Below are 24,374 nucleotides of genomic sequence, written 5' to 3'. Positions count from 1 at the left end.
TTCCCGCAGTCGCCCCCCGGCGTGGCCATGGCCCCGCGCCACGGCTGGCCGCGCCGACGCGCGACCTGCGGGCTTTGCGGCAATTTCGTGGCGCCACCCCCGTGATTTTCCTGCCTCCGCGTTCCGAATTCGGCCACAAACCCCCTCTAGGGACTGGGTGCATGGAGTACACGCCCATGGCGTGGGGAGACGGGGACCATGGACCAGAAGGCGGTTTTCGCCGAGCGCCTGAAGCGCATCGACAAGGGCAAGCAGATCGAACCCGAGGGTGTCGTCGGGCGGAAGTTCCACAAGAAGTACGAACACAAGTTCGGCGCCAAGGCGCGGCGCAGCCGGGAATCGTCGCGCAATGCGGTGGTGATGCTGATCGCGCTGGTGGCGGGGGCGGCGGCGATGCTGGGCGGTCGGCTCGGCTACTTCCACCTGTCGCAGTTCGAGGGGCTGCCGGAAGGCTTCTACGATCTTCAGGGGCGCGGTGTCGCGGTCATCGTGGCGATCATCCTAGCCTTCTTCATGGCCTTCTTCGGCCTTTACGGAAAGGGCCGCGTGCCCGCGCTTCTGGTGGGCTGCGCGCTCATGTATTTCGGAGAGGCTGCGGTCGCGGCCAATGCGACCGAGGTCTGGGCGCGGCTGTTCTCGCCCGAATATGCGCAGGCCCTGGCGGCGCAGGGTGCGGACTACGTCCTGACGCCGGCCGGCTGACACAAGACACCATCGAAATCCGGACGGCCCGGGGCGCTGCCCCGCAGGCCGTCGTTGCCGTTTGAGACGAGGAAAACATGCTTGAGATCAAGAACCTGCACGTCGAACTTGAAGAGGGTGGCAAACCCATCCTGAAGGGTGTGAACCTGACCATTGAGGCCGGCAAGGTCCATGCCATCATGGGGCCGAACGGGTCGGGAAAATCCACCCTGTCCTATGTCCTCTCGGGGCGCGACGGCTATGTCGTGACCGACGGCTCGGCCACGCTCGACGGCGAGGAGCTGCTGGAGATGGAGCCTGAGGAGCGGGCGGCGGCGGGCCTCTTCCTCGCCTTCCAGTATCCGGTCGAGATCCCCGGCGTCGGCAACATGACCTTCCTGCGCACCGCCGTGAACGCCCAGCGCAAGGCGCGCGGCGAGGCGGAGTTGTCGGCGGGCGAGTTCCTCAAGATCGTGCGCGAGAAGGCCAAGACGCTGAAGATCGACGCCGAGATGCTGAAGCGTCCGGTCAACGTGGGCTTTTCGGGCGGCGAGAAGAAGCGCAACGAGATCCTGCAGATGGCCATGCTGGAGCCGCGGATGTGCATCCTCGACGAGACCGACTCGGGCCTCGACGTCGATGCGATGAAACTGGTGGCCGACGGCGTCAACGCGCTGCGCGATCCGGGCCGGGCGTTCCTGGTCATCACCCACTACCAGCGGCTTCTCGATCACATCAGGCCCGACGTCGTCCACATCATGGCCGATGGCCGCATCGTCAAGACCGGCGGGCCGGAACTTGCGCTCGAGGTCGAGCGGAACGGCTATGCCGATATCCTGGCGGAGATTGCCTGATGGCGGCGGCGATGACGAAAGACGCACGCCGGGCCGATGCGACGGAGGCGCGGCTTGCCGCGCTCGCGCTGCCGAAGGGCGGCTTCACCGCGCCGGCGCGGGCCGATGCGCTGGCCCGGCTCAGGGCCACGGGCCTGCCGGTCCGGCGCGACGAATACTGGCGCTGGACCGACCCGGCGAGGCTGAACGCGGACCGGCCCGACGAGGGCGCGGCCTTCCGTGTCGACAGGCCGATCTTCGAGGGGCGCGACAAGGTGCGCCTGGTGTTCGAGGACGGCGTCTTCGATGCCGCGGCCTCGGACGACCCTGCGCTCGCCGGGGTCGAGATCGCGCGCCTGTCGGAGGCCGACCGCGCCGACATCCACTGGGCCAAGGCGCACTACGGCGCCCTTGAGGCCGCGGGCCAGAGCCCGGTCCTGCGCCCCTTCGCGGCGCTGAACACCGCCGCCGCGACCGAAGGCCTTCTGATCCGCGTCACCGGCAAGGCGCCGCGCCCGCTCCATATCTCCTACCGGCAGAGCGAAAAGACCTCGGACGTGATCCTGCACCATGTCGTGCGGGTCGAGGAGGGGGCCGCGCTGACGCTTCTCGAAACCGGGACGCCCGGCGCGCGTGCGAACGTGGTGACCGAGGTCGATGTCGCGAAGGACGGGCAGTTCCACCACATCCGGCCGCAGGGCAGGGCGATCGACCGGGTCATGGTCACGCATCTTTTCGCCCGCGTGGCCGAAGGCGCGACCTTCAAGTCCTTCACGCTGACCACCAACGGCCGGTTCACCCGCAACGAGGCGGTGATCCATATCGCCGGCGACGGCGCGACGGCCCATATCGCGGGCGCGGCGCTGGGGGATGGGGAGGACGGGCCGTTCCATCACGACGACACCGTCTTTGTCACCCATGACGCGGTCGGCTGCGAAAGCCGGCAGGTCTTCAAGAAGGTGTTGAAGCACGGGGCGACCGGCGTCTTCCAGGGCAAGATCCTGGTCAGGCCGGGCGCGCAGAAGACCGACGGCTACCAGATCAGCCAGTCGCTCCTGCTCGACGACGACAGCCAGTTCCTCGCCAAGCCCGAGCTTGAGATCTACGCCGATGACGTGAAGTGCTCCCACGGCTCCACCACCGGCGCCATCGACGAGACGGCGCTGTTCTACCTGCGCTCGCGCGGGGTGGCGGAGGAGGATGCCAAGGCGCTCCTGATCCTGTCGTTCCTCGCCGATGCGATCGCCGAGATCGAGGATGCGGAGATTGCCGCGGACGTGGTCGAGCGGCTGGAAGACTGGCTTCAGCGCAGGCGCAAGTGATGGCGGTCACGGACGATATCCTCGCGACCTACCGCGGCCCGCGCCGGGTCGCCGCGCGGCTGCTGGCCGGTGAGCGGCACGAGGCGCGCCCGCTGGCCTGGCTGCTGGCGGCCCTGGGCCTGTTCCTGGTGGCGCGGGCGCCGGGGATGTCGCGGGCGGCACATCTGGACCCCGCCACCCCCTTCGCGCCGCAGATGCTGGCGACGGCGCTGGCGCTTTGCGCGCTGATCCCGGCCTTCTACGGCCTGGCCGCGATCGGCCATCTGGCCGCACGCGCGGCGGGGGGCAGGGGCGACTGGTTCGGGGCGCGCGTGGCGCTCTTCTGGGCACTTCTGGCGGTGGCGCCGCTGACGCTGGTGCAGGGTCTTGTCGCGGCTTTCGCGGGGCCGGGTCCGGCGCATCTGGCGGTCGGGGTCCTCGTCTTCGTGGCGTTTCTGCTGTTCTGGGGCGCGGGGCTTGCCGCCGCCGAGTTCGGGGGACGCAGATGACGACGATGACGCCGGGGGCCTTCTTCCGCGACCTTTTCTTCGAGTCGCTGCGCGAGCCGAGAACCGCCGCGCGGCGGCTTTTCGCGCTCGACCTGCCGATGCAGGTGCGCTGGCTGGCGCTCCTGCTTGTCTCGGTCCTGACGCTGATCGCGGCCAACATCATGCTCTCGACCGTTCCCGCCGCCGAGGTGCAGCCGTGGGAGCAGGTCTGGGCCGACGCCTGGACCGGCCTGCCGATCCAGGTGATGAGCATGACGGTCTTCGCCTTCGCCATCGCCCGCATCGGCGCGCTGTTCGGCGGCACCGGCGGCTTTGCCGACGCGCTTCTGGCGGTGACCTGGATCCAGGGCGTGCTGCTGGTGCCGCAGGGGATCCAGATCCTGCTGTTCCCGGTCGCGCCGTTCCTGGCCAGCCTCATCGCCATCGGCTCGGTCGTGCTGTTCTTCTGGCTCTTGTCGCAGTTCATCTGCGCGCTGCACGGGTTCCAGAACGCGCTGACCGCCTTTTTCGGCGTGCTGGCAAGCCTTGTGGTTCTGGTCATCGTCTTCGCCGTCGTCTTCGCCATGCTGGGAATCCTGCCAGCCGGACCGGAGGGTTAGATCATGTATGACGTGTCCCGCGTGCGGGCGGATTTCCCCATCCTGTCGCGAGAGGTGAACGGCAAGCCGCTCGTCTACCTCGACAACGGCGCTTCGGCGCAGAAGCCGCGCGTCGTGATCGAGGCGATGACGCGCGCCTACGAACACGAATACGCCAACGTCCACCGGGGCCTGCATTACCTCTCGAATCTCGCCACCGAGAAGTACGAGGCCGTGCGCGGCATCGTCGCGCGCTTTCTCGGCGCGCCCGACCCCGAGGAAATCGTGTTCACCACCGGCACCACCGAGGGGATCAACCTCGTCTCCTACGCCTGGGCCGCGCCCCGGTTGGGGCCGGGCGACGAGATCGTGCTCTCCGTGCTGGAGCATCACGCCAACATCGTGCCCTGGCATTTCCTGCGCGAACGGCAGGGGGTCGTGCTGAAATGGGTGGAGCCCGAGGCGGACGGGCCGCTCGACCCGCAGAAGGTGATCGACGCGATCGGCCCGCGCACGAAACTGGTCGCCGTCACCCAGATGTCGAACGTCACCGGCACGCTCGTCGACGTGGCGGCGATCTCGCGCGGGGCGAAGGCCAGGGGCGTTCCGGTGCTGGTCGACGGCTCGCAAGGCGCGGTGCATCGCCCGGTCTCGATCCCGGACCTCGGCTGCGACTTCTACGCCATCACCGGCCACAAGCTCTACGGCCCTTCGGGGTCGGGCGCGATCTGGATCGCGAGGGAGCGGATGGCCGAGATGCGCCCCTTCCTCGGCGGCGGCGACATGATCCGCGAGGTGACGCGCGAGGCCGTCACCTACAACGACCCGCCGATGAAGTTCGAGGCGGGAACGCCGGGCATCGTCCAGCAGATCGGCATGGGCGTGGCGCTTGAATACCTCATGGCGCTCGGGATGGAGAACATCGCCGCGCACGAGGCCGCGCTTCGCGACTATGCGCAGGCGCGCTTCAAGGGGCTGAACTGGCTCAACGTGCAGGGCAATGCGCCCGGCAAGGGGGCGATCTTTTCCCTGACGCTCGAAGGGCCGGCGCATGCGCATGACATTTCGACCGTGCTCGACAAGAAGGGGATCGCGGTGCGCGCGGGCACACATTGCGCCATGCCGCTGCTCGATCATCTGGGCGTGACGGCGACCTGCCGCGCCTCGTTCGGGCTTTACAACACCACCGACGAGGTCGATCGCCTGATCGAGGGGCTGGAGCTTTGCCACGAGCTTTTCGGCTGAGGCCGGGGGCGACGGCGGCTCAGAACGACCATCCGAAGGCAAGGACCGCGGCGGTATCCCGTGCCCCCGCGCGGTTGCCGAGGTTTTCGGCATGGACCAGTTCCAGCATCAGTTCGGCGCGTTCGCCCAGCGGGCGCTGGTAGCTGACCGACAGGTCCACCTGCCGCGCCTCGGGTGCGAGGTCGATGGCGACCGGCTCGTAGCTGGCGGTGCCGAAGCCGCGCGCCACCGGCAGCAGCGCCTCGGCCCGGCCCGATGTCACCGCCATCGGCAGCGCCGCGCCGAAGGCCAGCCGGTCGCCGCGCGTGGCAAGGTCGTGGCGGCCGATCTCGACCCCGAAGCTGTTGAACCCCGCGGCAGAGACGCCCTCCAGGATGTCCGCGCCCGAGAGGTCGGCGATGCCGGCCTCGCCGGTCAGGGCCAGGAAGCCGTTTCCGGCAAGGTCCTGCGACAGGGCCAGTTCGACGGAAATCAGATCGTTCGCGCCCCTGTCATCGCCAAGGCCAAGCAATGCGCCCCGGTCCCGCGCCAGCTTGAGACCTAGGTCGAGCCGCGTCGCGCCATCGGCCACGGCCGTTGACAGGCTGACCCCGAAGCCGTCGCCCCCCTGCGGCAGCAGCACCGCTGCGGAGAGGCTTCCATCGGGCAGGCGCGCGCCGGCGGTGCGGCCGGCAAACCCGTCGAACCTGTCGGAAAGCGGCGCCGCGCTTGCGACCCGCCGCTCGGCAAGTCCGGCCGAAAAGGCCCGCGCCAGCCGCCCGGTGCCGAGGTCGGGCAGGCCCGCGGTGGCGGCCAGCGCCTCGCCCGGTGCCCGGAACCCGGCGTTCAGACTGTCGGTGACCGCGACCTCTACCGCCGACAGGCCGCGGGTGAGCGCATCGCCGAAAGCCGAGCCCGAGACGATGGGCGGGGCGTTCAGCACGGTGACGGTCCCATCGGCCAGCGTCACCTTGGGCGTGCCGATGGGCAAGAGTGCCGCGCGGATGTCGAGGAAACCGTGGCCGTAGGTGGTATCGTAGCCATGCTTCAGCCCGTTCTCGATCTCGAGCCAGGCGGTGGGCGTGAAAAAGCCGTTGTCGGCCGAGGCCAGGAGTCGCAGCCTCAGGTCATGCGGGGTGAGCGCGGGGAATGCCTCGGCCAGAAGGGCGAGCGCGCCCGAAACCTGCGGCGCGGCGAAGGAGGAGCCGACGCCGAAGGCGTAGGAACTGTCCGACACGGCAGAGGCCGCCGTCCAGGTGCCGTCGGCCAGCAGGCACCAGGCCGCCGCCTCTTGACAGGCCGAGGACACGAGGTCGACCGAGTTGATCCCGTCCGCGTCGAATTCGGGAATGGCGTTGCCGACGGCCAGCCAGCCGGATTCCAGCTCCGGCAGGAGGACGGGCAGCGCGTCCATGAGCCCCGCGCTGGTGTCGCCGGCGACGTTCGACAGCGCGAACACGACGACCCCTTCGGCGGCATAATTCGTCAGCGCCGCCGAATAGGCGTTGCCCGCGCCGAAGATCGTGGCGAAATTCGTGTCGCTGACGGTGAGCGTGGCGCCCGATGTGTCGACAAACCCCCAGGAGTTGTTCTGGGCGACCGCGCCCAGGGTGCGCGCGGCGTTGGTCGCTGCGGCGAGCGTGGCGGTGGTGTCATAGGAGCCGAGCGCCAGCGAGGCGTTGGGCGCGATCCCGACCATGGTCGGTGAAAAGCCCGCGACGACCGAGGCGACGGCGGTTCCGTGGCTGTCCACCGGCAGGCCGTTCTGCCGGTTGACGACATTGTCGGCAAAGGCCTCATGGCTGGTGCGAAAGCCCGCATCGACGATCGACACGACCTGTCCCTTGCCGGTCAACCCCGCGGCATGGGCATATTCGACCCTTGCCGAGGCGGGGGCGAAGCTGTCGCGCAGCGTGGCGGGGTCGCTGTTGAAGCTCCAGCTGACCTGCTGGATCGCATAGAGCGCGGAGGCGCGCAGGTCGGCCGCCAGCGCCTCGTAGGGCGCGAAGGAGGAGACGAAGTAGGAGCCGAGGATACCGCTGCCGCCCGAATCCGGCGCGGCCGGCACGTTGACCGAATAGTCGCCACCCCCGCTGCCGTCCTCCTCTCCCGCTCCGCCGCAGGCGGCCAGGGGCAGGAGCGTGCTGCCGAGGAGAAGGGCGCGCAGCGTCCCCGCCGCGGGGGAGCGGAACAGGGATCCCCGACGGGCGGGACCCGGGTTCGGGACGGGTGCGCAATCACAAGGACGGGCACGGAAAAACAGGCTCACGGCGTTCAAACCCCATCGGAAACGTGGACATCAGGTCGACTTGCAGTCTGCGTATTTTCACCCCGATGCGGAAATTTTTCGTCACCGGGCCGGGGGTCCGCGCGCCGGCGTTCCCGAACGGACACAATGCCCGTCGGGCGACCGGGCGGGACGGGTTCGAAAAAGAACGAAACCGCGCGCTCTTCCGTTGAAACTGCCGCGATCCCCGGCTATAGACCCGCTACCAGCGCACCCGTAGCTCAGCTGGATAGAGTGCTGCCCTCCGAAGGCAGAGGTCACAGGTTCGAATCCTGTCGGGTGCGCCAATCTTCCCGTGCTGGAATGCAGACGGACCGCTCGGCCCGCCGGACCCGGTTGCGTTCATCCTGGCAAAGGTCGGCGCGCAACGTTGGGTGTGGGCTGCTGGCCCTTACCCCTTCGGGAGCCGTCTGACAGGTCCGAGACGGGGCGCACCGATGAACGGCATGGCAGCCCGAGCGGTTGTCACCGAGGCCCGCCACTCCTCCTGACCGCTTCGCCCGCACCGCCCTCGGGCATCGTCGCGAAGGCCGGCAACGTCGGATCCGGCCTGTCCCAGGACGGGGCGCGGCTGGCATAGACGATCATCTGCGGTCGGGCGATTTCAGGATCGTCGAGGGCGGAGGCCCGCACGAACACCATTCCCGGCATCGCCGCATTCCGTGAAAGCAGAGGGGAACCGCAGGTTCCGCAAAATCCACGGCTCACGAGATTGCCGCTGTCGGCGGCGCGGTCGTAGAAGGTCGGCTCGCCGGTGATCGTGAGCGCCGCCTCCGGTACCGCCACATGCGTGCTGTGGGCGGTGCCGCTCGATCTGCGGCAGTCCGTGCAGTAGCAATGGCCAACCAGCTGCGCGGCCGCCCGGCTCTCGAAGCGGACCGCGCCGCAAAGGCATCCACCCCTGAACGATATCGGCTGTTGACCTTGTGCCATGTGCCTCTCCCGTGGTTCACTTTCCTTCTGCAAGTGATATGATATTCACTTGCAAAATGCAAGTTAAGAGGGTTGCAGCCATGGGGAAGGTTCGGGGAGAGCTGCGCTCGCACTGTCCGATCAATTTCGGCATCGAGATCTTCGGAGACCGGTGGACGCTCCTGGTACTGCGCGACCTTCTCCTGCAGGGCAAGCGCCGCTTCGGGGACTTCCAGGCATCCGAGGAAGGGATATCGTCGAACATCCTGGCGGAGCGGCTGGACCGGCTCACGCATTACGGCCTTGTCACCGCCGAACGCGTTGCCGGCGACCGGCGGCAGATCCGTTACGAGCCCACCGAAGCGGGTCGCGCGCTCCTCCCCGTCCTCGTCGAAATGGCCTATTGGGGTGCCAGGCACGATCCGCGGACCGCGGCGCCGAAATCGTTCGCGCTTGCCTACGAGGCGGATCGGGCCGGGCTGCTGCGCTCGGTCGAGGCAGGCACGAACCCCTCGGAAGGGTGATCCGGCCGGGATGGTCTGTCGCCCGCCTCGCTCACGCCTCGCAGAAGCAGCTGACCGTTCGGATGCGGCGGTCGCGGAGCCGATGCGGGCCGGATCAGCCACATTCGGGGCGTGGTTCTCGCCGTGGATCGACAAGGCCTGCCCTACGGTCATGTCTTGGGGCGCAGCGGGACCACCTCGCCGGGTTTGCCCTGCGGAGATGTAACGCGCGAGCGCGATTTCAGCTTCGCCGCGATCGCCTGAACCTTCATCCGGCCACCGAAGGGCAGCTTGGCGGCCTGACAGATCGCCCTTGCAGGACGCCGACCCTCAGTGAAAAGCTCCGCACAGAGCCCGTTGATTTCCAGCACATCGGCCAGGTCGGCGAAGGCGATATCGACATAGATGATGCCGTCTGCCCCGATCGCGGCGGCCTCGGCAATTCGGACGCATGGGCAAAGGCCCGCTCGGCTTCTTCGCGCGCTGTTCCCGGGACATACCCCTGCAGGCCCACCGATGACTGCTCGCTGATCCAGCACTGGTTTCCGATAACAACAGCTTTGCTGATGGGTGAGGGCGAAGGCTGACCCGCCCTCGACACCCAAGATGTAGCGTCCCGACCCCTGAGCCGCCCGCATGTGACACTTCGAAGATAACGGAATCGATCGTTTGGGCGATCGATGCTTGACCAGATCGACAACGTCCTCAGCGGTCTGGGATGAATCTTGGAAAGCCGAAGCAGAGTGGTTTCACTGCACGTTTCTGACGATTGACACGTACCAACAGCCCCGCGCCGGGTTGCCATCGCTGCGACCAAAAGCGTCGAATGATGGCTTGCCGCCTCAGTGCGCAGAACCAGGGCTGAAAGATCACAAGAGATCGGCCAGCATCGCCGCCGCACGCTGCGCGCCGTTGCGCGCGACAGGGCTGGGGATGCGTGGCGCACGCAGTTCTTGAAGCATTGCCTCGGCAATCCTCTCAGGGGTGGCCTCCGCATAGGCCATCCGGCGGCCGGCGTTATAGCGGTCGAGCCGGGCAGCAACGTGGAAATTCTGCTCAAAGTGGTTGCGCAACGGGAAATAGAGGAACGGCGTGCCGGCAGCGGCCAGTTCCATGCAGGTGGTCAGGCCGCCCTGCACAAGCGCCAGATCGCAGGCCGCGAGATGACGATCGAGATCGGGCACGAAAGCGCGGGCCTCCACTCCTTTCGGCCACTCGAACGCAGCGGGGTCAAGCCGAGGGCCGGTCACGACGATCATGCGCAGATCGGGGATGCGAGCTTGGGCATGGGGATAGGCTGAAAGGATGCGGCGGATCAGCTGTGCCCCGACGCCCGAGCCGCCCACAGCCACGATGCAGGTCTTGCGCCCGTCATCATAGCCGAACTCGGCGCGAAGGTCCGAGCGTGGGCCGAAATCGGCGGGATGTGTGCCGATGATGTAGTCGGAGAACTCGTAGTGCTTGGGCACCCAGTCGCGCATCAGGGGCAGGCCATCGCCAAAGGACAGGTCGGCGATATCTTCCGGCCCCCCGACAAAGATCGCGCGGTCACGCACCTCGGGGTGGGTCTCCACATGGCCGATCATCTCGGCGTTGTAATCGGTGGTCAGGAAGGCCTCGCGCGGGCCGTTATCCATGAATGGCACCCAGCCCACGAAATCGGTGAACCAGGCGACCTGCGCCTTCTTCAACTCCGGATGTTCGTGCCAGTAGTGATCGACGTCCCACGCCTCGTCGGCGATCACGAGGTCGTAGCAATCCTGTTCCAGAACATCTTGAAAGACCATGAAATTCTTGATCAGGATCTCGTCCATGTCGCGGATCGCCTGAAAGGCGTTCAGGTCATGCTCGCCGGCCTCCGCCTCGATGTGGGCGGATTCGTTGGCCAAGCGCCCGCTTGCCGGGTGCAGCGTTTCGTCGTTGGCTGCCAGAAAGCGCGTCACCGGATCCTGCGCCAGCCAGTCTACCTGCAGATCCGGATGGAGCCTGCGCAATTCGCGAGTCACGGCAAGGTCGCGGCGGGCATGACCGAGCCCGATGGGAGAGGACAGATAGAGTACCCGCTTCGGGCGCGAGACCACCTTGGCGCCCTTGGGCGGATTCGGCCGCCACGTCCCGAGGTGCCGCGCAAGGAAATCACGCATCGTCAAGTTGAACCAGGCCGGAAAGCGGGCATGGAGGCCATGGCCGCCACCATGGCGGACACAGAGTTCGCCGCGCGTCAGTTCCGCGATCCGGACCGACGTCGCGGGCGGCGTGATCTCGTCCCGGTCCCCATAGATGACCAAGCTGGGACAACGCACGCGACGATACATTGCCTCGTTGATCTCGACGGCTCCGTCGCGCGCTTCCATCGTCATCTTCAACATCTCGCCGTCGCCGTCCATTGCCCAGGCGACTGCGTCCTCGTGCTGCTTTGTGGAATGGGGCTCGTTATGGACCTTTCCAAGGAAGAACCGTGCGAAATCGGGGTAATCCCGGACCCAATAGGCGGCGTTGTACTTCTGCCAGCCTTCGGGATGCTCTGGCGGATCGGCGGCATAGGCGGCCGCGCGATGGGGATAGGGCGGCACGATCGGGCTCCAGCCGCAGGTCGAGACGACGGCATCGACCCGCTCGGGCCAATCCGCTGCAACGGCAAAGGCGATTGCGCTGCTGAACGAATGGCCGACGAGCGTGGCACTGCCTGTGGCAGTCGCATCCATCACTGCGATCACATCCTCGATGACGAGGTCAACAGCATAGCTGTCGGGGTGATCGGGCCTGTCCGATTTGCCATTTCCGCGCGGGTCATAGGTGACGACGCGAAAATGCTCGCTGAAATAGGGCACCTGCGCCTTCCAACTGCGCGAATGAATCAACGACCATGTCGGCACGAAAAGGATTGTGCGGGTTCCTTCGCCGTAGATCTCGTAATGGAGCTTCACCCCGTCGCGGTCGACGGTGCCGGTGGCTTGGGGAAGGGCCGCGCGCATCTCTCAAGCCTCCTGCCTCGACTCCGCAAGGGCGATCAGGTCACCGACGCGGCGCAAGGCCGCACGGATCGGGAGTTTCTTTTCTTCGAAGCCGAGCAGGATCAACGCCTCGGCGCCGATGAATGCCGCGCCGACCAGAGCCGCGGTCTCTTCAGCGCGAAAACCTCCCAGCAGGCTGATCTTCTGTTCAAGTTCACGCGCCAGCGTGGCGATCAGTTCCTGCCACTGCGCAATCGCGCGGCGCACCGCATCACCGACATTCGGGTTTGACCATCCCACCGCCGTCAGTTCGTGAAGCACGCGGACATAGCCGGAGGCAAAGTCCTCTTCCAGATAGTCGCAGGCCAGTGCCCATTTCTGCGAAACGGAAAGATCCGCGCGCTGGAAAGTCTTCGCCTGACGGTCGACGAGGCTGTCGTTCATGTAGCCGAAGAGTGCCAGGACCATCCCTTCCTTCGAGCCGAAATGGTAGCGGATCTGGCTCATCTGGGTGCCGGCTTCCTGGGCGACGGCGCGGGTTGACAGGCCGCTGTAACCCTGTTCGAGCAGAACCCGTTTCGCCGCTTCCAGAAGCAGGGTCTTGGCGTCCGGCTTTGGCCTGATCTGTACAGTCATAGCTGCTCCGCTCCGCGTTCCTGGACCTCCGGCTCCTTGCGTCTATAGCCGAGGCACCTTGAGTGGATAATAGTTCGTTCGAATGAAGTATGTCAATGAACGACTGTCCCAGGCGATGGCGGATATCCATGATGAGGGGTTCTCGGGCCAGGACGAAGATATTGGAAAGGGTGGGACCGGAGTTGAGCCGTCCCGACACACGCACGGCTCCGGCTTTGTATGGTGCGGGAGTATCATCCCGGCGCCACGGCGATCAGGGAATCCTCCCCGCTTCAGCGGGATTCTATCCCATGGAGTAGAGCAGGTGGCGCCGACCGTTCGAATTGTGGTAACGTCATAGCACTCGGAAAACGCGTTTCCCGCCCTCGACTCGAAAAGCGAGGAGGCACTGGATGAGGACGGCACTGGTTGCGACGGGCGCTTTGGCGCTGATCGGGTTGACCGCGCAGGGCCACGCCTCGGACTTCTCCGCCCGCTACGAGACCACGGGAACCGTTTCCGCCACCGTCAACGGCGAGGACCTCGCCCTTCAGTCCTGGCTGGACAAGGAACGCGGACGATCTTCGAACAAGGTCGACGACATCGGATCGGGGATGTTCTACCACGTTCTCGCCGCAAGCGTGGGGCCCGAGGGCAAGCCCGCGAACCCGATGATCCAGCTCTCCTTCATCAGGTACGATGACGAGACGCGGCCCGTCGACCTCTGGCTCATCGACGACAATTTCATGCGCCCCCTGGCAGCCGGTGAGAACGGAGGCGCGATCAGCGCCTTCCGCGTGTCCTTTGACGGCACGACGATGTCGGGGTCCTTCGAAGGCAGTCTCATCCGATACGATCAATCGACCGGGCAGCTTGACACGTCCGAGCCGGAGGTCGGAATTTCCGGCAGCTTTTCGGTGACGATCCCGCAGCCCTAGTCGTTCAGGTCCAGCATCAGACGGGTCGGGTCGAGTATCAATCGATCCGGAGGTGACGTGCTGCCCCGCTGCATTCCGCCACATCGGCGCGATCTGTGCCGAGGTCGAGGCGTCGGGGGGTAGCCTTGAGCTCACCTGTCACCCGCCAAGGCTGATGTGCATCGCGATGATGACATGCGGATGCTGCCAAGGCCGAATTCGGCGAAGTGCTTCGCACCGTCTCCCTGCGCTGGCGCCGGACCGGGCTGCCCTTATGGCCCCTCAACCTTGCTCAGGCCCGCCATCGGGTCATAGGACAACCTGGCCTCCCCGCCTGGCGCGAGGCGCAGTGTGATGGCTTCGCCGATCGCTCCGGACCCGGGTGCCACAGTGAGTGATCCGGCAGGGACCGAGACTTGCGCGCCGAGAGCGCCGTTCGCAACGACTTCGGTTGATCCATCGGCGTGGTTCCGGGTGATCTCGAACTGCGGGCTCAGCGCGGCTGCAACGGCCGCTTCGAGGGCAGCCTGGCCGTCCGCCCTGAAGTACGACCCGCCGCCGATCCGTGCCCAGGCTTCGAATGTCTGCGCAAGGTCGGCGTCGTCGATGGCAAAGCCGACGATGTTGACGCGGATGTCCAGCCCGCCCGCGCGAAGGCGCGCGATGGCGTCGGCGGGATCTCCGCCGCAGGTTTCTTCTCCATCCGTCACCAGCACGATGACGCGCGGCTCGTCCGCATCACGCAGGTCTTGCGCGGCGGCCAACAGGCTGTCGGCAATGGCGGTTCTGGCCAGGTTGATCGCCGGAACGTCCCGGATGCTGCGCGCCGCCGCCTTCCGGTCCAGGGGAGAAAGGGGCAGCCGCAGTTCGGTCCGGCAGGCATCCTTTTCAAGGCCGAATGCGCGGAACGCGAAGGGGACGCCCGGCGGCAGAACGCCCTCGACAAGATGCACAAGGGCCGCATGCGCAACTTCGATCCGGCGTTTTCCCTCGATCCTCTGCAACATCGAGCCGGAGGCATCGAGGATCAGTTCGATCGCGCCTGACGGAGGCTGAACCGCAAACTCCGGGCGCGCGTCGATCAGCAGCGTCGCCGTGCCTTCAGGCTCGTTGTATTCCTGCAGCGACGCCGTCAATTCATAGGCTTTCGGCGCGCGAAACAGGGCCGCGGCCATCTCCAGCCCGTCTGCCAGGCCAAGCGGGCCGGTCACCCGCAGAAACCGCCCCCGGTTCAGCGCGGCCCAGTCCATCATGATCTCGGCGTTGTTGCGGGTGTCGCTGTCCATCGACAGGGATACGACGCGTGGCATCGTGCGCAACAACTCGGGCCAGAGATAGGGGCGATACACCGCCTCTGCATCCGTGAGAATGACCACGCCGCGTGCCCCTTCACGTTGGGAAAGGGCGCGTGCCGCGATGGCCAGCGCGTGTTCTGCATCGCTGGAATTCCTGGGCTTCAGCATGCGCAGGGCCGGCCACACCTCCTTGGCGCTTTCGGCAAAACCCTGGAGTAGCGGCTCATCCTCTCCGAACGGCAGAAGGTTCAGCGCATCCCGGCCGGGTTGCAGCGATTGCGCCCAGGTCCGAACGGCGGCCAGCGTCCGCGGAATGTAGGGGCTGACGCTTCCGGAAGTGTCCCAACTCAGCATGACAGAGCGCGGCGGCTCGTGGATCCGGAGAAAATGCTCGCCAGGAGCCAAGACGGCCGTCCTTGCGCCGTCCGACAGGGTTGCTTCGAGTCTGATCGGATCGCCATTCCGGTTGCTCAACTCCGCGACGACGTCGGGCAGATGAGCGCCGAAAGACAAGCTCAACACACTCGGCGGACCGTCCGGCACGACGATGCGCCACCAGTCTTCGTTACGCTCCATGACAACCGAGGAATAAACCGGAATGTCGAGCGGCAGGTCCCGCGCTGTCTGCCGGTCAGCTCCCCCTGCGGGGGGGTGTGCTGGCTTGTCGACCTCGCCGGTCGCCGCTTCGTATGCCGCCCTCGGCTGATCGTCCTCCCACAGCCCGAGCACCGATGTGCCGGGGTTCTCGATGGCCTCGATCCTGTCAGGGCCGACGTCACGGGAACCTTCCGGCCTGTCGAGGGTCAGTTTCAGGTAGCGGGCCCAAACGGGTTTTTCGAACCTCAGTTCAGCCCGTTCCATCCCGGTCGGAGGGGAAGGAAGGGTGCCGATCGCGCGCCATGGACCGCCGGGCCCCTCGACGCTGACGGCGACGGCGGCCTGCTCAATCCGCGACCTGTCTGTAGGGTGGCCGATCCAGGCCACGGCATCCAGCAATGCCGCCCTGTTTTGATGGAAGCCGATGACGAGCGTGTGGCGTTTGTCCGGAGTGTTCCAGATTGCGTTTGCGTCGCCCTCGTGCGGTGCGAGGGCAAGCCGGTTCCAGTCCCCCCGCAGAGGTGGTTCGGCGTAAATGACGTGACCCCCGACCGCTGGACCTGCGGCGTCGATGGCGGCCAGACCTTCAGGATGCGTGCCGGGAACCGCAATGGCCTGGATTTCCTGCAACTCCGCCTTTTGGCAGGGAAGGTTGCAGCGCGGAAAGGCGACCCTCAGGCGGCTGGCGAGCATGGGCACGTCGAAGACGACGTATTGCGGGACATGCACGGTCGCGAGCCCCGATTGCGCCGCAGGCCGCCAGGATTGCCCGTCCTCCGAGGCCTCCAGGATGACCTCGGCGGGCCAACCATCCGAATCCGAATTGGACCGCAGCTGGATCATGACGCCGGCTAGGATGGCGGGCGCCGCCAGGCGGAACTCCAGTTCCCGCTCGACGAGCATCCCGGTCTGGTGTCGCGCAATGCCATCGTGAACCTGTTCAAGCGCGTCCTGTGCCCTTGGGTCCAGCTTTCTGCCGCCGGCGAATTCCAGCCGCGCGCCCAGCCCGTAATGCAAGACGTTGAGGCCACCCCTCAGGGCGTCCGGGGCATCCCAGTACACCATCGGCCCGACCGGAACGACAGACGGGTCGAGCGGCACGCCGGTCATCTCTGCAGCAAAATCCACGCCGTCACTGGCACGCAGCACCAGGCCTGAATTCGTGACCGGGCTTTGCCACGGTGCGGCCACGACATCGATCCCGACGGCTGCGGTCTGACCTGGAGCAAGCGTCACCCGCTCTGGTGCCGACGATACCTTCCAGCCCGGTTCCGTGCCGGAAACGGTCACGTCGAGTGTCATCTCGATCGATCCCGTATTCCGAAGTGCCGCGCTCGTCCGGAAGCTTTGGCCGGTCCCGACGTAGGCGGCCAGCTTGGGCAACTCGGAGAAGGCGATCGCGACGGGCAGGGAACCGCGGGGTTGTCTCAGTGGCGCTGGGCGCGCGATGAGATCACCGAGGCCCGGTGACGGCGGCGCACTTTGGATTGGCTTGCCGGTTTCGTCCTCAATCGGCCGGAACGCGGCCGGCGGGCCGGTCTCCGAGGGGCGCCGCATGTCGTCGACGCCGAAAAGCGCACAGGTGATGACGCCTGCCGCATGGCCGTTGCTGTCCTTTCCAGCCAGGATCTCGGGGGCCGTCGCTGCCCGCAGCACGGCCAATCCCGTGGCGAGCGTACTCCGCAGGGTGACGGCGTTGCGCAACCGCCAACCCGATTTTCCGAACTCGACGGTCCCGCCCGAGGCGTCCCGGCAGGAGAGGATCGCGAGGCTGCCCGGCGCAAGCTCAAGCGCAACGGCCGGCTCTTCCTTCGAGGCAAGCTCGAACCTGCGAGCGCTTCCCGGTGCAAGTGACAGATCGCCCGCCAGCACCGCTTCCGCGACGCTGTTTTCAAGCGCTTTGTCAGGCAGAAAGCGCACGCCGCAGGCATAGTCCGCGCTCATGGTTCCGCCTTCGACCTGCAAACGCAGCGACCCACCAAGATCCGGGGCGTAAGGAAGGACGAGCCATTCGCTATCGGCTGCTGCAAGCCTGCCTCCGGTCAACTCTCCCTGCCTCAGCCTCCAGTCCCAGACAGACCAGCGAAGCCTTGCGTCGGTGCCGTCGCAAGCGATGGCAATGCTCCCTTCACCCTCGGGCAGGGGAATCCGGACATGGTCAAGCTGGTCAAGACCACCCACCCGACCCGAAATGTCACCGGTCATTGGCAGGATGGCGGCCTCGATCAAGCTATCGTCGGGCTCGCCGTTTGCAATTGCGGCCAGCTTGCGCACCACGATCCGGTAGGAAGACCAGATCGTGCCTTCGAGCGCGCGCATCTGCAGGGTCCACTCTCCGGCCGGAAGCCGCGCCTGATACAGGTATGCCGGGGCCTCCCCGTCGAACACGACGTCGCCACCATGCTGCCTGTTGCCAAGAAACAGCCGGGCCATGATCTCGCCTTCACCGGGCGGATGGATCTCGATTTCGACATCGGTCCTGGCGTTCAGTCCGAACATGAACAGGTCCGTGTCCCTGGTGCGATGGAAACCTCCGGCCGCCTCGACACCGAACTGCAGCGGCTGTGCCGTCAGCCGGGTGTCGTTCGGCTCGCCTTCGAAGCCCTCGGGCCTCTCGCCGAGATCCCTTGCCCGAAGCCGGTACTCATTCTCCGCCAGCACTTCCACGAAGTATTCCCCGGGAACGAGCGACAGCGATTCCAGTGAGACGCCGCCATCTTTGTCCGCGTGCTCGGAGATCATGGCCCGGTCCCGGTCGAAGAGGCGCAGCCGGCTGGCCCCTCTGGACGTGATGCGCCAGAGATGGCCCGCGGCCTCGTCCGGGACCGAAAAAGAGAAGACGTCCGCATCTCCGTTTCCGCCCATGCCAATGACCGCAAGAGGGCCAGCCAGCGTGTTCGCCGCCTCGAAGCTGTCGTTCGGTTCGACTTCGTGGCCTTGCGGCGGCGCGTTTGCGGGCGCGAAGGTCACCACGTAGGGCGAGGCTTCGGGATGCGGATCATGACGGCGCAGGGCCAGTTCGTAAGTGCCGGGATGAAGTGCGACCGTCCCGATGTCGACGGCGCCGGCCCGGCCGGTCCTGTGCAGGATGTCGACCGTTCCTTTCCCGTCGATGGCTGTCAGGTCCGCTGCAAGACTTGCCCGCGCAGCACCGCCCTCGACGCTGACGTGATAGGCGGCCGTCGTACCAACCCTGAACCTAAGAAGGTCCACGTCTCCCTGCGCAAGCAGCGTCCCCCGGAAGCGTTTGGACGGATCGACGGGGTTGGCAGACAGCGCGTTCGGCTCGCGCTCGTCCAGGCCGGCATCCGAAGCGGAAATGCGGACCAGAACCAGGGACGGGAGGGGGCCCTTGCCTGCGCTCCGGACAAGAAGTTCCGACGGCCTTGACGAGAGCCAGGGATACAGCCCGCCCTCCGGAACCGGCTGTCTGTCCAGCGTTGCGTTCGACGGCGCCATCGCCTCCGCGAAGACCTCGACGCTAAGCGGCGTTCCAATCGGCGGTAGGGTCAGGCGTAGGTCGCCGTCCCGGGCGATGAGCCAACTGCCGGCGCCGATCTCCGCCTGCGCCGTCGGCATGTGCTCACGCCGGTCGAACTGCTCGACCGCCTCGACGATGAGCTCTGACGACGTCTCTCCACGCGCTCCGACCAAAAACTTGCGCTGCGCATTCAGAAGCACCGGCCCGATCTGTGGCGCTTCGCCGAAGCCTGTCTGAAGTGCGTGCTGCGTCGGACGTGTGTTGCTATCGTAATCGCCGCTCTCGCTGGCAAAGCTCATCAGGGCGAGCGATCCGGGGCTGGACAGGCGCAGGATGTAGAGACCGTCCTTGGGAACCCTCAGCCAGGCGTAGGCACCTTCTCGCATGACGGCTTGCGGGAACGCGAGGCTTCCCAACCCTGCGCCCGGCGCCTCGGCGATGATCTCCGCCTGCTCTGCAACGCGCGAAACCGGTTCCTGGGCCGATGCCTGTGAAGCCCAGGCGATGGCACCAAGCAGGACGGCCAGCAGCCGGCTCGGAAAGACCCCTTTTGCGTCCTGTCCCGGAACCATGTCCCTCGGTGTCCCATACCGGACATGTGCCGGCTTTGGAGTTTCGGTTTCAGGCGCGGCGTGCCCTCCGGTCACTCGGAACAGGCGCCGGAAAAGGCCGCCACGGCAAAATTGTCCTCGCACACCTGCTCGTGCCTGCGGAGCGCTTCGTGGATCGCCCGGTTCGCGGGCCAGAACATTGAACCTATGCCACAATTGGACACCTGCAACTCGTACTCGTCTGGGTCGCGCAATTGCAGATCCGCGCCCGATTGACGAGAAATCCGCTCAATACAGTCCCGCCGATTGATTGCCGACTTGATGGTGCCGGCGACTGCCGCGCCAATCGATAATACTATTAAGTACTTGATGATCTCTCCGCCGCTGCCGTCGGAAAGGATGCCCAGCGTTTCACCGCTCCGTGGCGCGATGCGCCACCACCATCCATCGTTTCCGCCGTCTTCTTCCGGCGCTTTCGCGACGATCCAGAAACCGGCGGCAAGCTCGCGCGCCATTCCGGCCGCCGCCTCCGGGCCATAGGCGTCAAGGCTCCCTTCGTCCGTTTCGCCGGGCTTCAGCACAACAAGCGCATGTCCCTCCCGAAGCGCGGCTTCGAGGTGGTCAAGGGCGTTTCCGCGAAGCGCGGGCCGCGGGCCGCGGCCGATCGCGTAGCCTTCCAGCGCGGTGTCCCAGACGCCGGCCGTGACCGCATCGCGGGCCGCACCCGTCAGATCGCCATCCTTCCGCAAGAGGGTCCGGGCGGGATTGGCAACCACATCGACAAACGTCTCGACAATCGCCTCCCCACCGGGAGCAAAACCGAACCTGTCGCCGACGATCACCAGGGCCGGCTGTGCCCGATACCTGATCGTCCCGCCGCCGGACGGGGCAAGATCGAGATACTGGAACACCTCGGCGGCCCGATAGTCTTCCGGCGGGAATCCCTCGGTTGCCGCCAGGTCCCGGTCCGGCTGAAAATCCACGGACTGAAGGGCGAGTTGTTCCACCACGGGTCTCTGCCCGGCCTGCGCCGACAGGTAGCGCCCGAGGAAAAAGGCTTCGGGCATGTCCCCGATCGACACCATGGCCGAGCGCTGTCCGATCATCGGCAGGAAGGATTCCGGCCCGCCCGCCGCCTCGACTGAGCCTTCGGCCCGGGCCTTGGCGCCGATCCGGTCCAGCACGGTGCGCCGGATGGTCGTTTCCCTTCCGCCGGGCGCGATCAGCGTGAAGTCGATCCACAACGCCGTAAGTTCGGCCGCATCCGCCGGCACCTCGGCGCCCGATCCCAGCGCGCCGATGCCGGCCGCGGCGTCACTGGCCTTGCTGCCCAGCGTCTGGAACATTGCCCCCGCCGCATCCATCGCCTCTGCCAGAGGAGCGACATTGCCGTCGAGGTCGAATGCAAGCCCGGATGCCACCTCGTTGCGGAAGAGCGTCACGAACAACCGGTTCTCCGTCACGTGCGACAGGGGATCGTCCCGGCGGTCCCAGGGGTCGAGCGAGAAGGGGAGGGTGGTGATGGTCAGGGGTTCGCCGTTCAGGTTGGCTGCTGGGCGTTCCCAACCCGACAGCAGGGAGTGGGTCCGCAGCGCCTTCCCGAGTTTCTGCTCCAGCGTGATGTCGACCCGGACACGGTGCTGAAGATGGACGGGAACCGCATTCGCGAAGGCTTCGCCCCTCTCGACGGGGTCCGGCGGCCGGTCATCGAACACCGGGTGCAGCGCCGTCCAGTCATCCGCCGGACCGAGGCGGGCCTCCGTCCAGTAGTAGTCCGCGGCCTCTTCGGCCAACTCCTCCAGCACGCTGCCGCCCGCGTAGAAGTCCGCTTCGTCAAGCCGGGCAAGCAGGGCATCCGCTGCGTCCGCCGTCCGCTCGGCAAGGTCGCCGTAATCGGGCCCGGGTGCCTCCCACGCCCTGACAAGTCCGCCGACGGCATCGACAATCGCGTCGCCGGACTGTTCCAGCGCGGAAAGCGAGGCGCGGATTTCAGCGTCGAGCGGGGCACCCGCCGGTGTCCTCTCCATCCGCAGGACAAGCGCGCGCGCGTCGCCTTCGGAAAGACGGCCCCGGACGACCTGTGTCTGGTATCCCGCATCCCCGAGCAGAGCCGCCACAAGCACTGCCTGGTCCAACGCGTTGCCCGCGCCGGCCAGCAGCGTGCCGTCCGGCCCGCGCAGCAGACCCGCGTATTGCTGGAAGGCGATGTTCTGGCGCACCCAGTCCAACACCTCTTCGGGGTCGCTGAAGAGGAGATGATCGGAAACACTGCCGAGATCCCGGCTGGCCGACCTGAGCCTTATCTGAACCTCTTCGAGCGTTTGATAGTATGTGTCGAACAGCGCAGCGTGGGGCATCTCCTGTGCAGCGGCGCGTAGTGGCGCCCACGGCATGTGAAGCGCCAGCGCGCAGGACAGCACGCCGCTCAACGCCAGCCTGGCTTGTCTGGAAACACCCATCGCGGACTCCGTTTTCGGAGCCGTCCCACTTGCGGCAAAGGCAGGTCGCAGTGCCGGCAGACGCGCAACGGCCACCAATAAGGCATCGGTAAGAGGGTTCAACAGCATGGAAGGGTACAAGGTTTTCGCTATTGAAGCCAGCCGCTTGTCGGATCCGGGCGAGTTGGTCCCGACCACCCTGCATTGACTTGCCCCCACGCGGCGGCAATGATGAGGGACTTCCGGCCAAGATCCTTTCACGAAAAGGAGCTGCCATGAGGCCTCTTTTCCTGATCCTGCTGACCTCGTCCTTGGTCACCGCCGGCGCCCTCGCTGCCGAGACGGGAGCGGGTCGGGCCACCGTCACGATGGAAGGCGCGACGCACGACCTCGATCCCGTCGACGGCGCCAGCAGCACGGTCACGAGCGACGACACCGGCGTCCTCTTCTATCTGACGGCCACCGACCAGCCGGTAAGCATCAATTTCAACCTGTTCGACCGCAGCGTGCTGACGCAGGGGTCGGTAGACTTCACGCTGCCCGCCGACAACGCCCCGAAGGCGCGCGTCGAACTGAGTTTCTTCAATCCCGAGCGCGAGGGGCGCAGGCTGCAGCGGCGCATCATCTTCAGCGAAGGAACCATCACCGTTCGCAGGATCAGCGAAAGGTCCCTTGCGCTGGACTTCGACGGTCAGGGGCATCCGCTGATGGACGCGACAATGTTCCCGATCCGGGGCACAATCGAAGTGGACCTGCCCTGAGAGCGGATCTTTTTGGGCCTTCGGCCAAGCAAGGACGGAGACCGACAAGGCCGCCGGCAATCTTCGTCCAGGAGATTCCACCGATGACCATGCTCGGGCGAGGAGGCGCCTGTCTCGGCAGGTTCGCCTTCAGCCCACGGTTGGCAGGTGCGCGATCCTGCCTTCGTCCCATTCGATACCCGATCCGGGTCCTCTTGAGGGCATCGCCTTGCCATCGACGATCTGCAAGGGTTCCGCGAGAAACGCGTCGGCCCAGTCCACATATTCCAGCCAATGCGCGGTCGGGCTGGCGCAGAGCAGTTGCAGGCTGACCTCGGGGTAGAGGTGCGATGACAGGGGAACGTCGCGCGCGGCCGCGATCGCCGCCCCCTGGAGCCATCCGGTTACCCCGCCGATCCGGGCGACATCGGGCATGGCGCAATCGCAGGCTCCGGCTTCGAGCGCCGTCTCCATGGCGGCGGGTCCATTGAAGTTCTCGCCGATCTGGATCGGCGTGCGTAACCGTTCAACAAGGTGCGCCTGCGCCGGATAGTCGTCGTGGCGCATCGGTTCCTCGATCCAGAGAAGCCCGTAACCGTCGAGCGCCTCGGCTCGCCGGAGCGCCTCGACCGGCATCAGCGCCTGGTTGTAGTCGACCATGAGGCCGACCCCAGCCGGAAGGACGCGGAGCACCGCCTCGACCGACGCGATGTCATCGGCAAGCGTCGGGTGGCCCAGCCGCAGCTTCACCGCAGGGAGCTTTCTGTCCTCGACCAGGCGCAGGGCCTCGTCCGCAAGTGGAGCGGCGGGCATCAGGCCAAGCCCCCTGCTGTCATAGGCGGGCACAGCGCGGGGGACGACGCCGAGCAGTTCGCACATTCTCTGGCCGCTGGCGACCGCCTGCGCATCCCAGAGCGCCATGTCGAGCGTCGACAGGGCCATCCGAACCACCCCGGTAACCCCCAGCAGGCGATAGCGCCGCGAGAGCAGTTCGCCCACCGCAAACGGCGCCGCCGTCTGCCCGCGAACGAGTTCTGCCGCCTCGCGCAGAAGCGATGCGATCGCCAGCGCACCGGCATCGGTGTAGGCAAATGTGTAGCTCCGGCCGACAACGCCCTCTTCGGTATGAAGATCGACAAGAACGATCGGCACGGCGCGAACGACGTCGGCACTCGTTCCCAATGTGAAACGCAAGGGCACTTTGACGATGCGGGCATTGAGGGATCTCACCGTCAGGTCGCTGCGGGTGGCCGCGTCCGGCAATCTGCTTGTCATCGGCAAGTATCCCCGTGCCCTTGTCCGGGGCCAGCGGGAAGGCGGCCTCGGCTGCGACAGATTAACAGAAGCGGCAAGAATTGTGATCCGCCAGCCGACCGCGATCAATCGCGTTTTGTGGTGGAGCCGCATCCTCCTTTCGGCCGGCGCCTCGATCCGCATGGCCCCTGATCAAGGTGCCGGGCGATGGTCTCCGCGCCGCCGGAAGCGCCGGCGGTGGTCGAGGAAATTATCAGGCATGGAACTCGGTGGGGAGGCGTATGATGTGCGCGAGTAGGATGGAGGAAACGCCATGAGTGACGAAAACGCCGTACTCTCTGCTCTCGAAGGTCTGGCAGCCGGCTTCAACGCGCACGACATCGACGCGATCATGAGCTTCTTCGCTGAGCGCTGCAGCCTGGATCTTCCGCGCGGACCGGAACCGCACGGAAGCCGCTATGTGGGCCGCGACGAGGTGCGACGCGGCATCCTGACGAGGTTCGAGAGCACCCCGGACGTCCACTACGGCGAGATCGAGAACTTCGTCAGCGGCAACACCGGCATGTCCAAGTGGCTTCTGACCGGCACCACGCCCGCAGGCGAGAAGGTGCGCGTTCGCGGCTGCGACTTCTATACCTTTCAGGACGGCAAGGTTGTCCGGAAGGATTCCTACTGGAAGATCATCGCCTGACTGCGCGCGCTGA

General features: G+C 66.3%; 18 protein-coding genes and 1 tRNA gene. 11 read left to right on the top strand and 8 right to left on the bottom strand.

Going from position 1 to position 24,374, the window contains the following annotated elements; all coding sequences use genetic code 11:
* The first annotated feature begins 198 nt into the window (after positions 1 to 198).
* The 6 genes from N5I32_RS05185 to N5I32_RS05160 all read left to right on the top strand — a co-directional run bounded on the left by N5I32_RS05185 (position 199) and on the right by N5I32_RS05160 (position 5,147).
* Positions 199 to 702: a hypothetical protein gene (locus tag N5I32_RS05185; RefSeq protein ID WP_261494331.1), complete on the top strand. Its 504-nt coding sequence runs from the start codon at positions 199 to 201 to the stop codon at positions 700 to 702.
* Between the two features lie 77 nt (positions 703 to 779).
* The gene (gene sufC, locus N5I32_RS05180) at positions 780 to 1,535 is read left to right on the top strand and encodes a Fe-S cluster assembly ATPase SufC (protein WP_261494330.1); all 756 of its coding nucleotides are present in this window, start codon (positions 780 to 782) and stop codon (positions 1,533 to 1,535) included.
* On the top strand, positions 1,535 to 2,836 hold the full coding sequence (locus N5I32_RS05175; protein ID WP_261494329.1) for a SufB/SufD family protein: 1,302 nt from the start codon (positions 1,535 to 1,537) through the stop codon (positions 2,834 to 2,836). The genes sufC and N5I32_RS05175 overlap by 1 nt, the downstream gene beginning before the upstream one ends.
* Complete coding sequence (locus tag N5I32_RS05170) at positions 2,836 to 3,324, top strand: YIP1 family protein (RefSeq protein ID WP_261494328.1); 489 nt, start codon at positions 2,836 to 2,838, stop codon at positions 3,322 to 3,324. Before N5I32_RS05175 ends, N5I32_RS05170 begins: the two co-directional genes overlap by 1 nt.
* Positions 3,321 to 3,923 carry a YIP1 family protein gene (locus tag N5I32_RS05165; protein ID WP_261494327.1) on the top strand — a complete coding sequence of 201 codons (603 nt, stop codon included), beginning with the start codon at positions 3,321 to 3,323 and terminating at the stop codon, positions 3,921 to 3,923. The genes N5I32_RS05170 and N5I32_RS05165 overlap by 4 nt, the downstream gene beginning before the upstream one ends.
* A gap of 3 nt (positions 3,924 to 3,926) precedes the next feature.
* Complete coding sequence (locus N5I32_RS05160) at positions 3,927 to 5,147, top strand: cysteine desulfurase (RefSeq protein ID WP_261494325.1); 1,221 nt, start codon at positions 3,927 to 3,929, stop codon at positions 5,145 to 5,147.
* A gap of 19 nt (positions 5,148 to 5,166) precedes the next feature.
* On the opposite strand, the gene N5I32_RS05155 is transcribed toward N5I32_RS05160, so the two are convergent.
* Complete coding sequence (locus N5I32_RS05155) at positions 5,167 to 7,395, bottom strand: S8 family serine peptidase (RefSeq protein ID WP_261494324.1); 2,229 nt, start codon at positions 7,393 to 7,395, stop codon at positions 5,167 to 5,169.
* Positions 7,396 to 7,623: 228 nt separating this feature from the next.
* Between N5I32_RS05155 and N5I32_RS05150 the strand changes: the two genes are divergently transcribed.
* Positions 7,624 to 7,700: transfer RNA gene (locus N5I32_RS05150), tRNA-Arg, on the top strand.
* 178 nt (positions 7,701 to 7,878) lie between these two features.
* Here N5I32_RS05150 and N5I32_RS05145 read toward each other — a convergent pair.
* Entirely contained in the window at positions 7,879 to 8,346 is a 468-nt protein-coding gene (locus tag N5I32_RS05145) for a GFA family protein (RefSeq protein WP_261494323.1), read from the bottom strand.
* A gap of 80 nt (positions 8,347 to 8,426) precedes the next feature.
* Here N5I32_RS05145 and N5I32_RS05140 point away from each other — a divergent pair, with 80 nt between their 5' ends.
* A complete protein-coding gene (locus N5I32_RS05140; RefSeq protein ID WP_261494322.1) occupies positions 8,427 to 8,849 on the top strand; it encodes a winged helix-turn-helix transcriptional regulator in 423 nt (140 codons plus the stop codon).
* 149 nt (positions 8,850 to 8,998) lie between these two features.
* On the opposite strand, the gene N5I32_RS05135 is transcribed toward N5I32_RS05140, so the two are convergent.
* The 3 genes from N5I32_RS05135 to N5I32_RS05125 form a co-directional block, all read right to left on the bottom strand.
* The gene (locus N5I32_RS05135) at positions 8,999 to 9,433 is read right to left on the bottom strand and encodes a RidA family protein (protein ID WP_261494321.1); all 435 of its coding nucleotides are present in this window, start codon (positions 9,431 to 9,433) and stop codon (positions 8,999 to 9,001) included.
* 264 nt (positions 9,434 to 9,697) lie between these two features.
* Complete coding sequence (locus N5I32_RS05130; RefSeq protein ID WP_261494320.1) at positions 9,698 to 11,803, bottom strand: alpha/beta hydrolase; 2,106 nt, start codon at positions 11,801 to 11,803, stop codon at positions 9,698 to 9,700.
* Between the two features lie 3 nt (positions 11,804 to 11,806).
* Positions 11,807 to 12,418, bottom strand: coding sequence for a TetR/AcrR family transcriptional regulator (locus tag N5I32_RS05125; RefSeq protein WP_261494319.1), 612 nt, complete (start codon positions 12,416 to 12,418; stop codon positions 11,807 to 11,809).
* Positions 12,419 to 12,810: 392 nt separating this feature from the next.
* Here N5I32_RS05125 and N5I32_RS05120 point away from each other — a divergent pair, with 392 nt between their 5' ends.
* Positions 12,811 to 13,335, top strand: coding sequence for a hypothetical protein (locus tag N5I32_RS05120; protein WP_261494318.1), 525 nt, complete (start codon positions 12,811 to 12,813; stop codon positions 13,333 to 13,335).
* A 251-nt stretch (positions 13,336 to 13,586) separates the two neighbouring features.
* Here N5I32_RS05120 and N5I32_RS05115 read toward each other — a convergent pair whose 3' ends face one another.
* Together N5I32_RS05115 and N5I32_RS05110 are read right to left on the bottom strand one after the other, a co-directional pair.
* Positions 13,587 to 19,259, bottom strand: a complete 5,673-nt coding sequence (locus N5I32_RS05115) for a VWA domain-containing protein (protein WP_261494317.1) — start codon at positions 19,257 to 19,259, stop codon at positions 13,587 to 13,589.
* A 71-nt stretch (positions 19,260 to 19,330) separates the two neighbouring features.
* On the bottom strand, positions 19,331 to 21,697 hold the full coding sequence (locus tag N5I32_RS05110; RefSeq protein ID WP_261494316.1) for a hypothetical protein: 2,367 nt from the start codon (positions 21,695 to 21,697) through the stop codon (positions 19,331 to 19,333).
* A 254-nt stretch (positions 21,698 to 21,951) separates the two neighbouring features.
* Here N5I32_RS05110 and N5I32_RS05105 point away from each other — a divergent pair, with 254 nt between their 5' ends.
* A complete protein-coding gene (locus tag N5I32_RS05105; protein WP_261494315.1) occupies positions 21,952 to 22,437 on the top strand; it encodes a hypothetical protein in 486 nt (161 codons plus the stop codon).
* 129 nt (positions 22,438 to 22,566) lie between these two features.
* On the opposite strand, the gene N5I32_RS05100 is transcribed toward N5I32_RS05105, so the two are convergent.
* A complete protein-coding gene (locus tag N5I32_RS05100; protein ID WP_261494314.1) occupies positions 22,567 to 23,691 on the bottom strand; it encodes an enolase C-terminal domain-like protein in 1,125 nt (374 codons plus the stop codon).
* A gap of 292 nt (positions 23,692 to 23,983) precedes the next feature.
* Here N5I32_RS05100 and N5I32_RS05095 point away from each other — a divergent pair, with 292 nt between their 5' ends.
* A complete protein-coding gene (locus N5I32_RS05095) occupies positions 23,984 to 24,361 on the top strand; it encodes a nuclear transport factor 2 family protein (RefSeq protein WP_261494313.1) in 378 nt (125 codons plus the stop codon).
* Positions 24,362 to 24,374 lie beyond the last annotated feature (13 nt).

The sequence above is a fragment of the Albidovulum sediminis genome (assembly GCF_025380365.1).
In the GTDB taxonomy this organism is placed as follows: domain Bacteria; phylum Pseudomonadota; class Alphaproteobacteria; order Rhodobacterales; family Rhodobacteraceae; genus Albidovulum; species Albidovulum sediminis.
This window is presented reverse-complemented; position numbering and strand designations above follow the sequence as displayed.

Excerpts from the sequence above, each read along its gene's own strand:
- N5I32_RS05185 (WP_261494331.1), top strand. The coding sequence starts at position 199 with ATGGACCAGAAGGCGGTTTTCGCCGAGCGCCTGAAGCGCATCGACAAG.
- sufC (WP_261494330.1), top strand. The coding sequence starts at position 780 with ATGCTTGAGATCAAGAACCTGCACGTCGAACTTGAAGAGGGTGGCAAA.
- N5I32_RS05175 (WP_261494329.1), top strand. The coding sequence starts at position 1,535 with ATGGCGGCGGCGATGACGAAAGACGCACGCCGGGCCGATGCGACGGAG.
- N5I32_RS05170 (WP_261494328.1), top strand. The coding sequence starts at position 2,836 with ATGGCGGTCACGGACGATATCCTCGCGACCTACCGCGGCCCGCGCCGG.
- N5I32_RS05165 (WP_261494327.1), top strand. The coding sequence starts at position 3,321 with ATGACGACGATGACGCCGGGGGCCTTCTTCCGCGACCTTTTCTTCGAG.
- N5I32_RS05160 (WP_261494325.1), top strand. The coding sequence starts at position 3,927 with ATGTATGACGTGTCCCGCGTGCGGGCGGATTTCCCCATCCTGTCGCGA.
- N5I32_RS05145 (WP_261494323.1), bottom strand. The coding sequence starts at position 8,346 with ATGGCACAAGGTCAACAGCCGATATCGTTCAGGGGTGGATGCCTTTGC.
- N5I32_RS05140 (WP_261494322.1), top strand. The coding sequence starts at position 8,427 with ATGGGGAAGGTTCGGGGAGAGCTGCGCTCGCACTGTCCGATCAATTTC.
- N5I32_RS05130 (WP_261494320.1), bottom strand. The coding sequence starts at position 11,803 with ATGCGCGCGGCCCTTCCCCAAGCCACCGGCACCGTCGACCGCGACGGG.
- N5I32_RS05125 (WP_261494319.1), bottom strand. The coding sequence starts at position 12,418 with ATGACTGTACAGATCAGGCCAAAGCCGGACGCCAAGACCCTGCTTCTG.
- N5I32_RS05120 (WP_261494318.1), top strand. The coding sequence starts at position 12,811 with ATGAGGACGGCACTGGTTGCGACGGGCGCTTTGGCGCTGATCGGGTTG.
- N5I32_RS05115 (WP_261494317.1), bottom strand. The coding sequence starts at position 19,259 with ATGGTTCCGGGACAGGACGCAAAAGGGGTCTTTCCGAGCCGGCTGCTG.
- N5I32_RS05110 (WP_261494316.1), bottom strand. The coding sequence starts at position 21,697 with ATGGGTGTTTCCAGACAAGCCAGGCTGGCGTTGAGCGGCGTGCTGTCC.
- N5I32_RS05105 (WP_261494315.1), top strand. The coding sequence starts at position 21,952 with ATGAGGCCTCTTTTCCTGATCCTGCTGACCTCGTCCTTGGTCACCGCC.
- N5I32_RS05100 (WP_261494314.1), bottom strand. The coding sequence starts at position 23,691 with ATGACAAGCAGATTGCCGGACGCGGCCACCCGCAGCGACCTGACGGTG.
- N5I32_RS05095 (WP_261494313.1), top strand. The coding sequence starts at position 23,984 with ATGAGTGACGAAAACGCCGTACTCTCTGCTCTCGAAGGTCTGGCAGCC.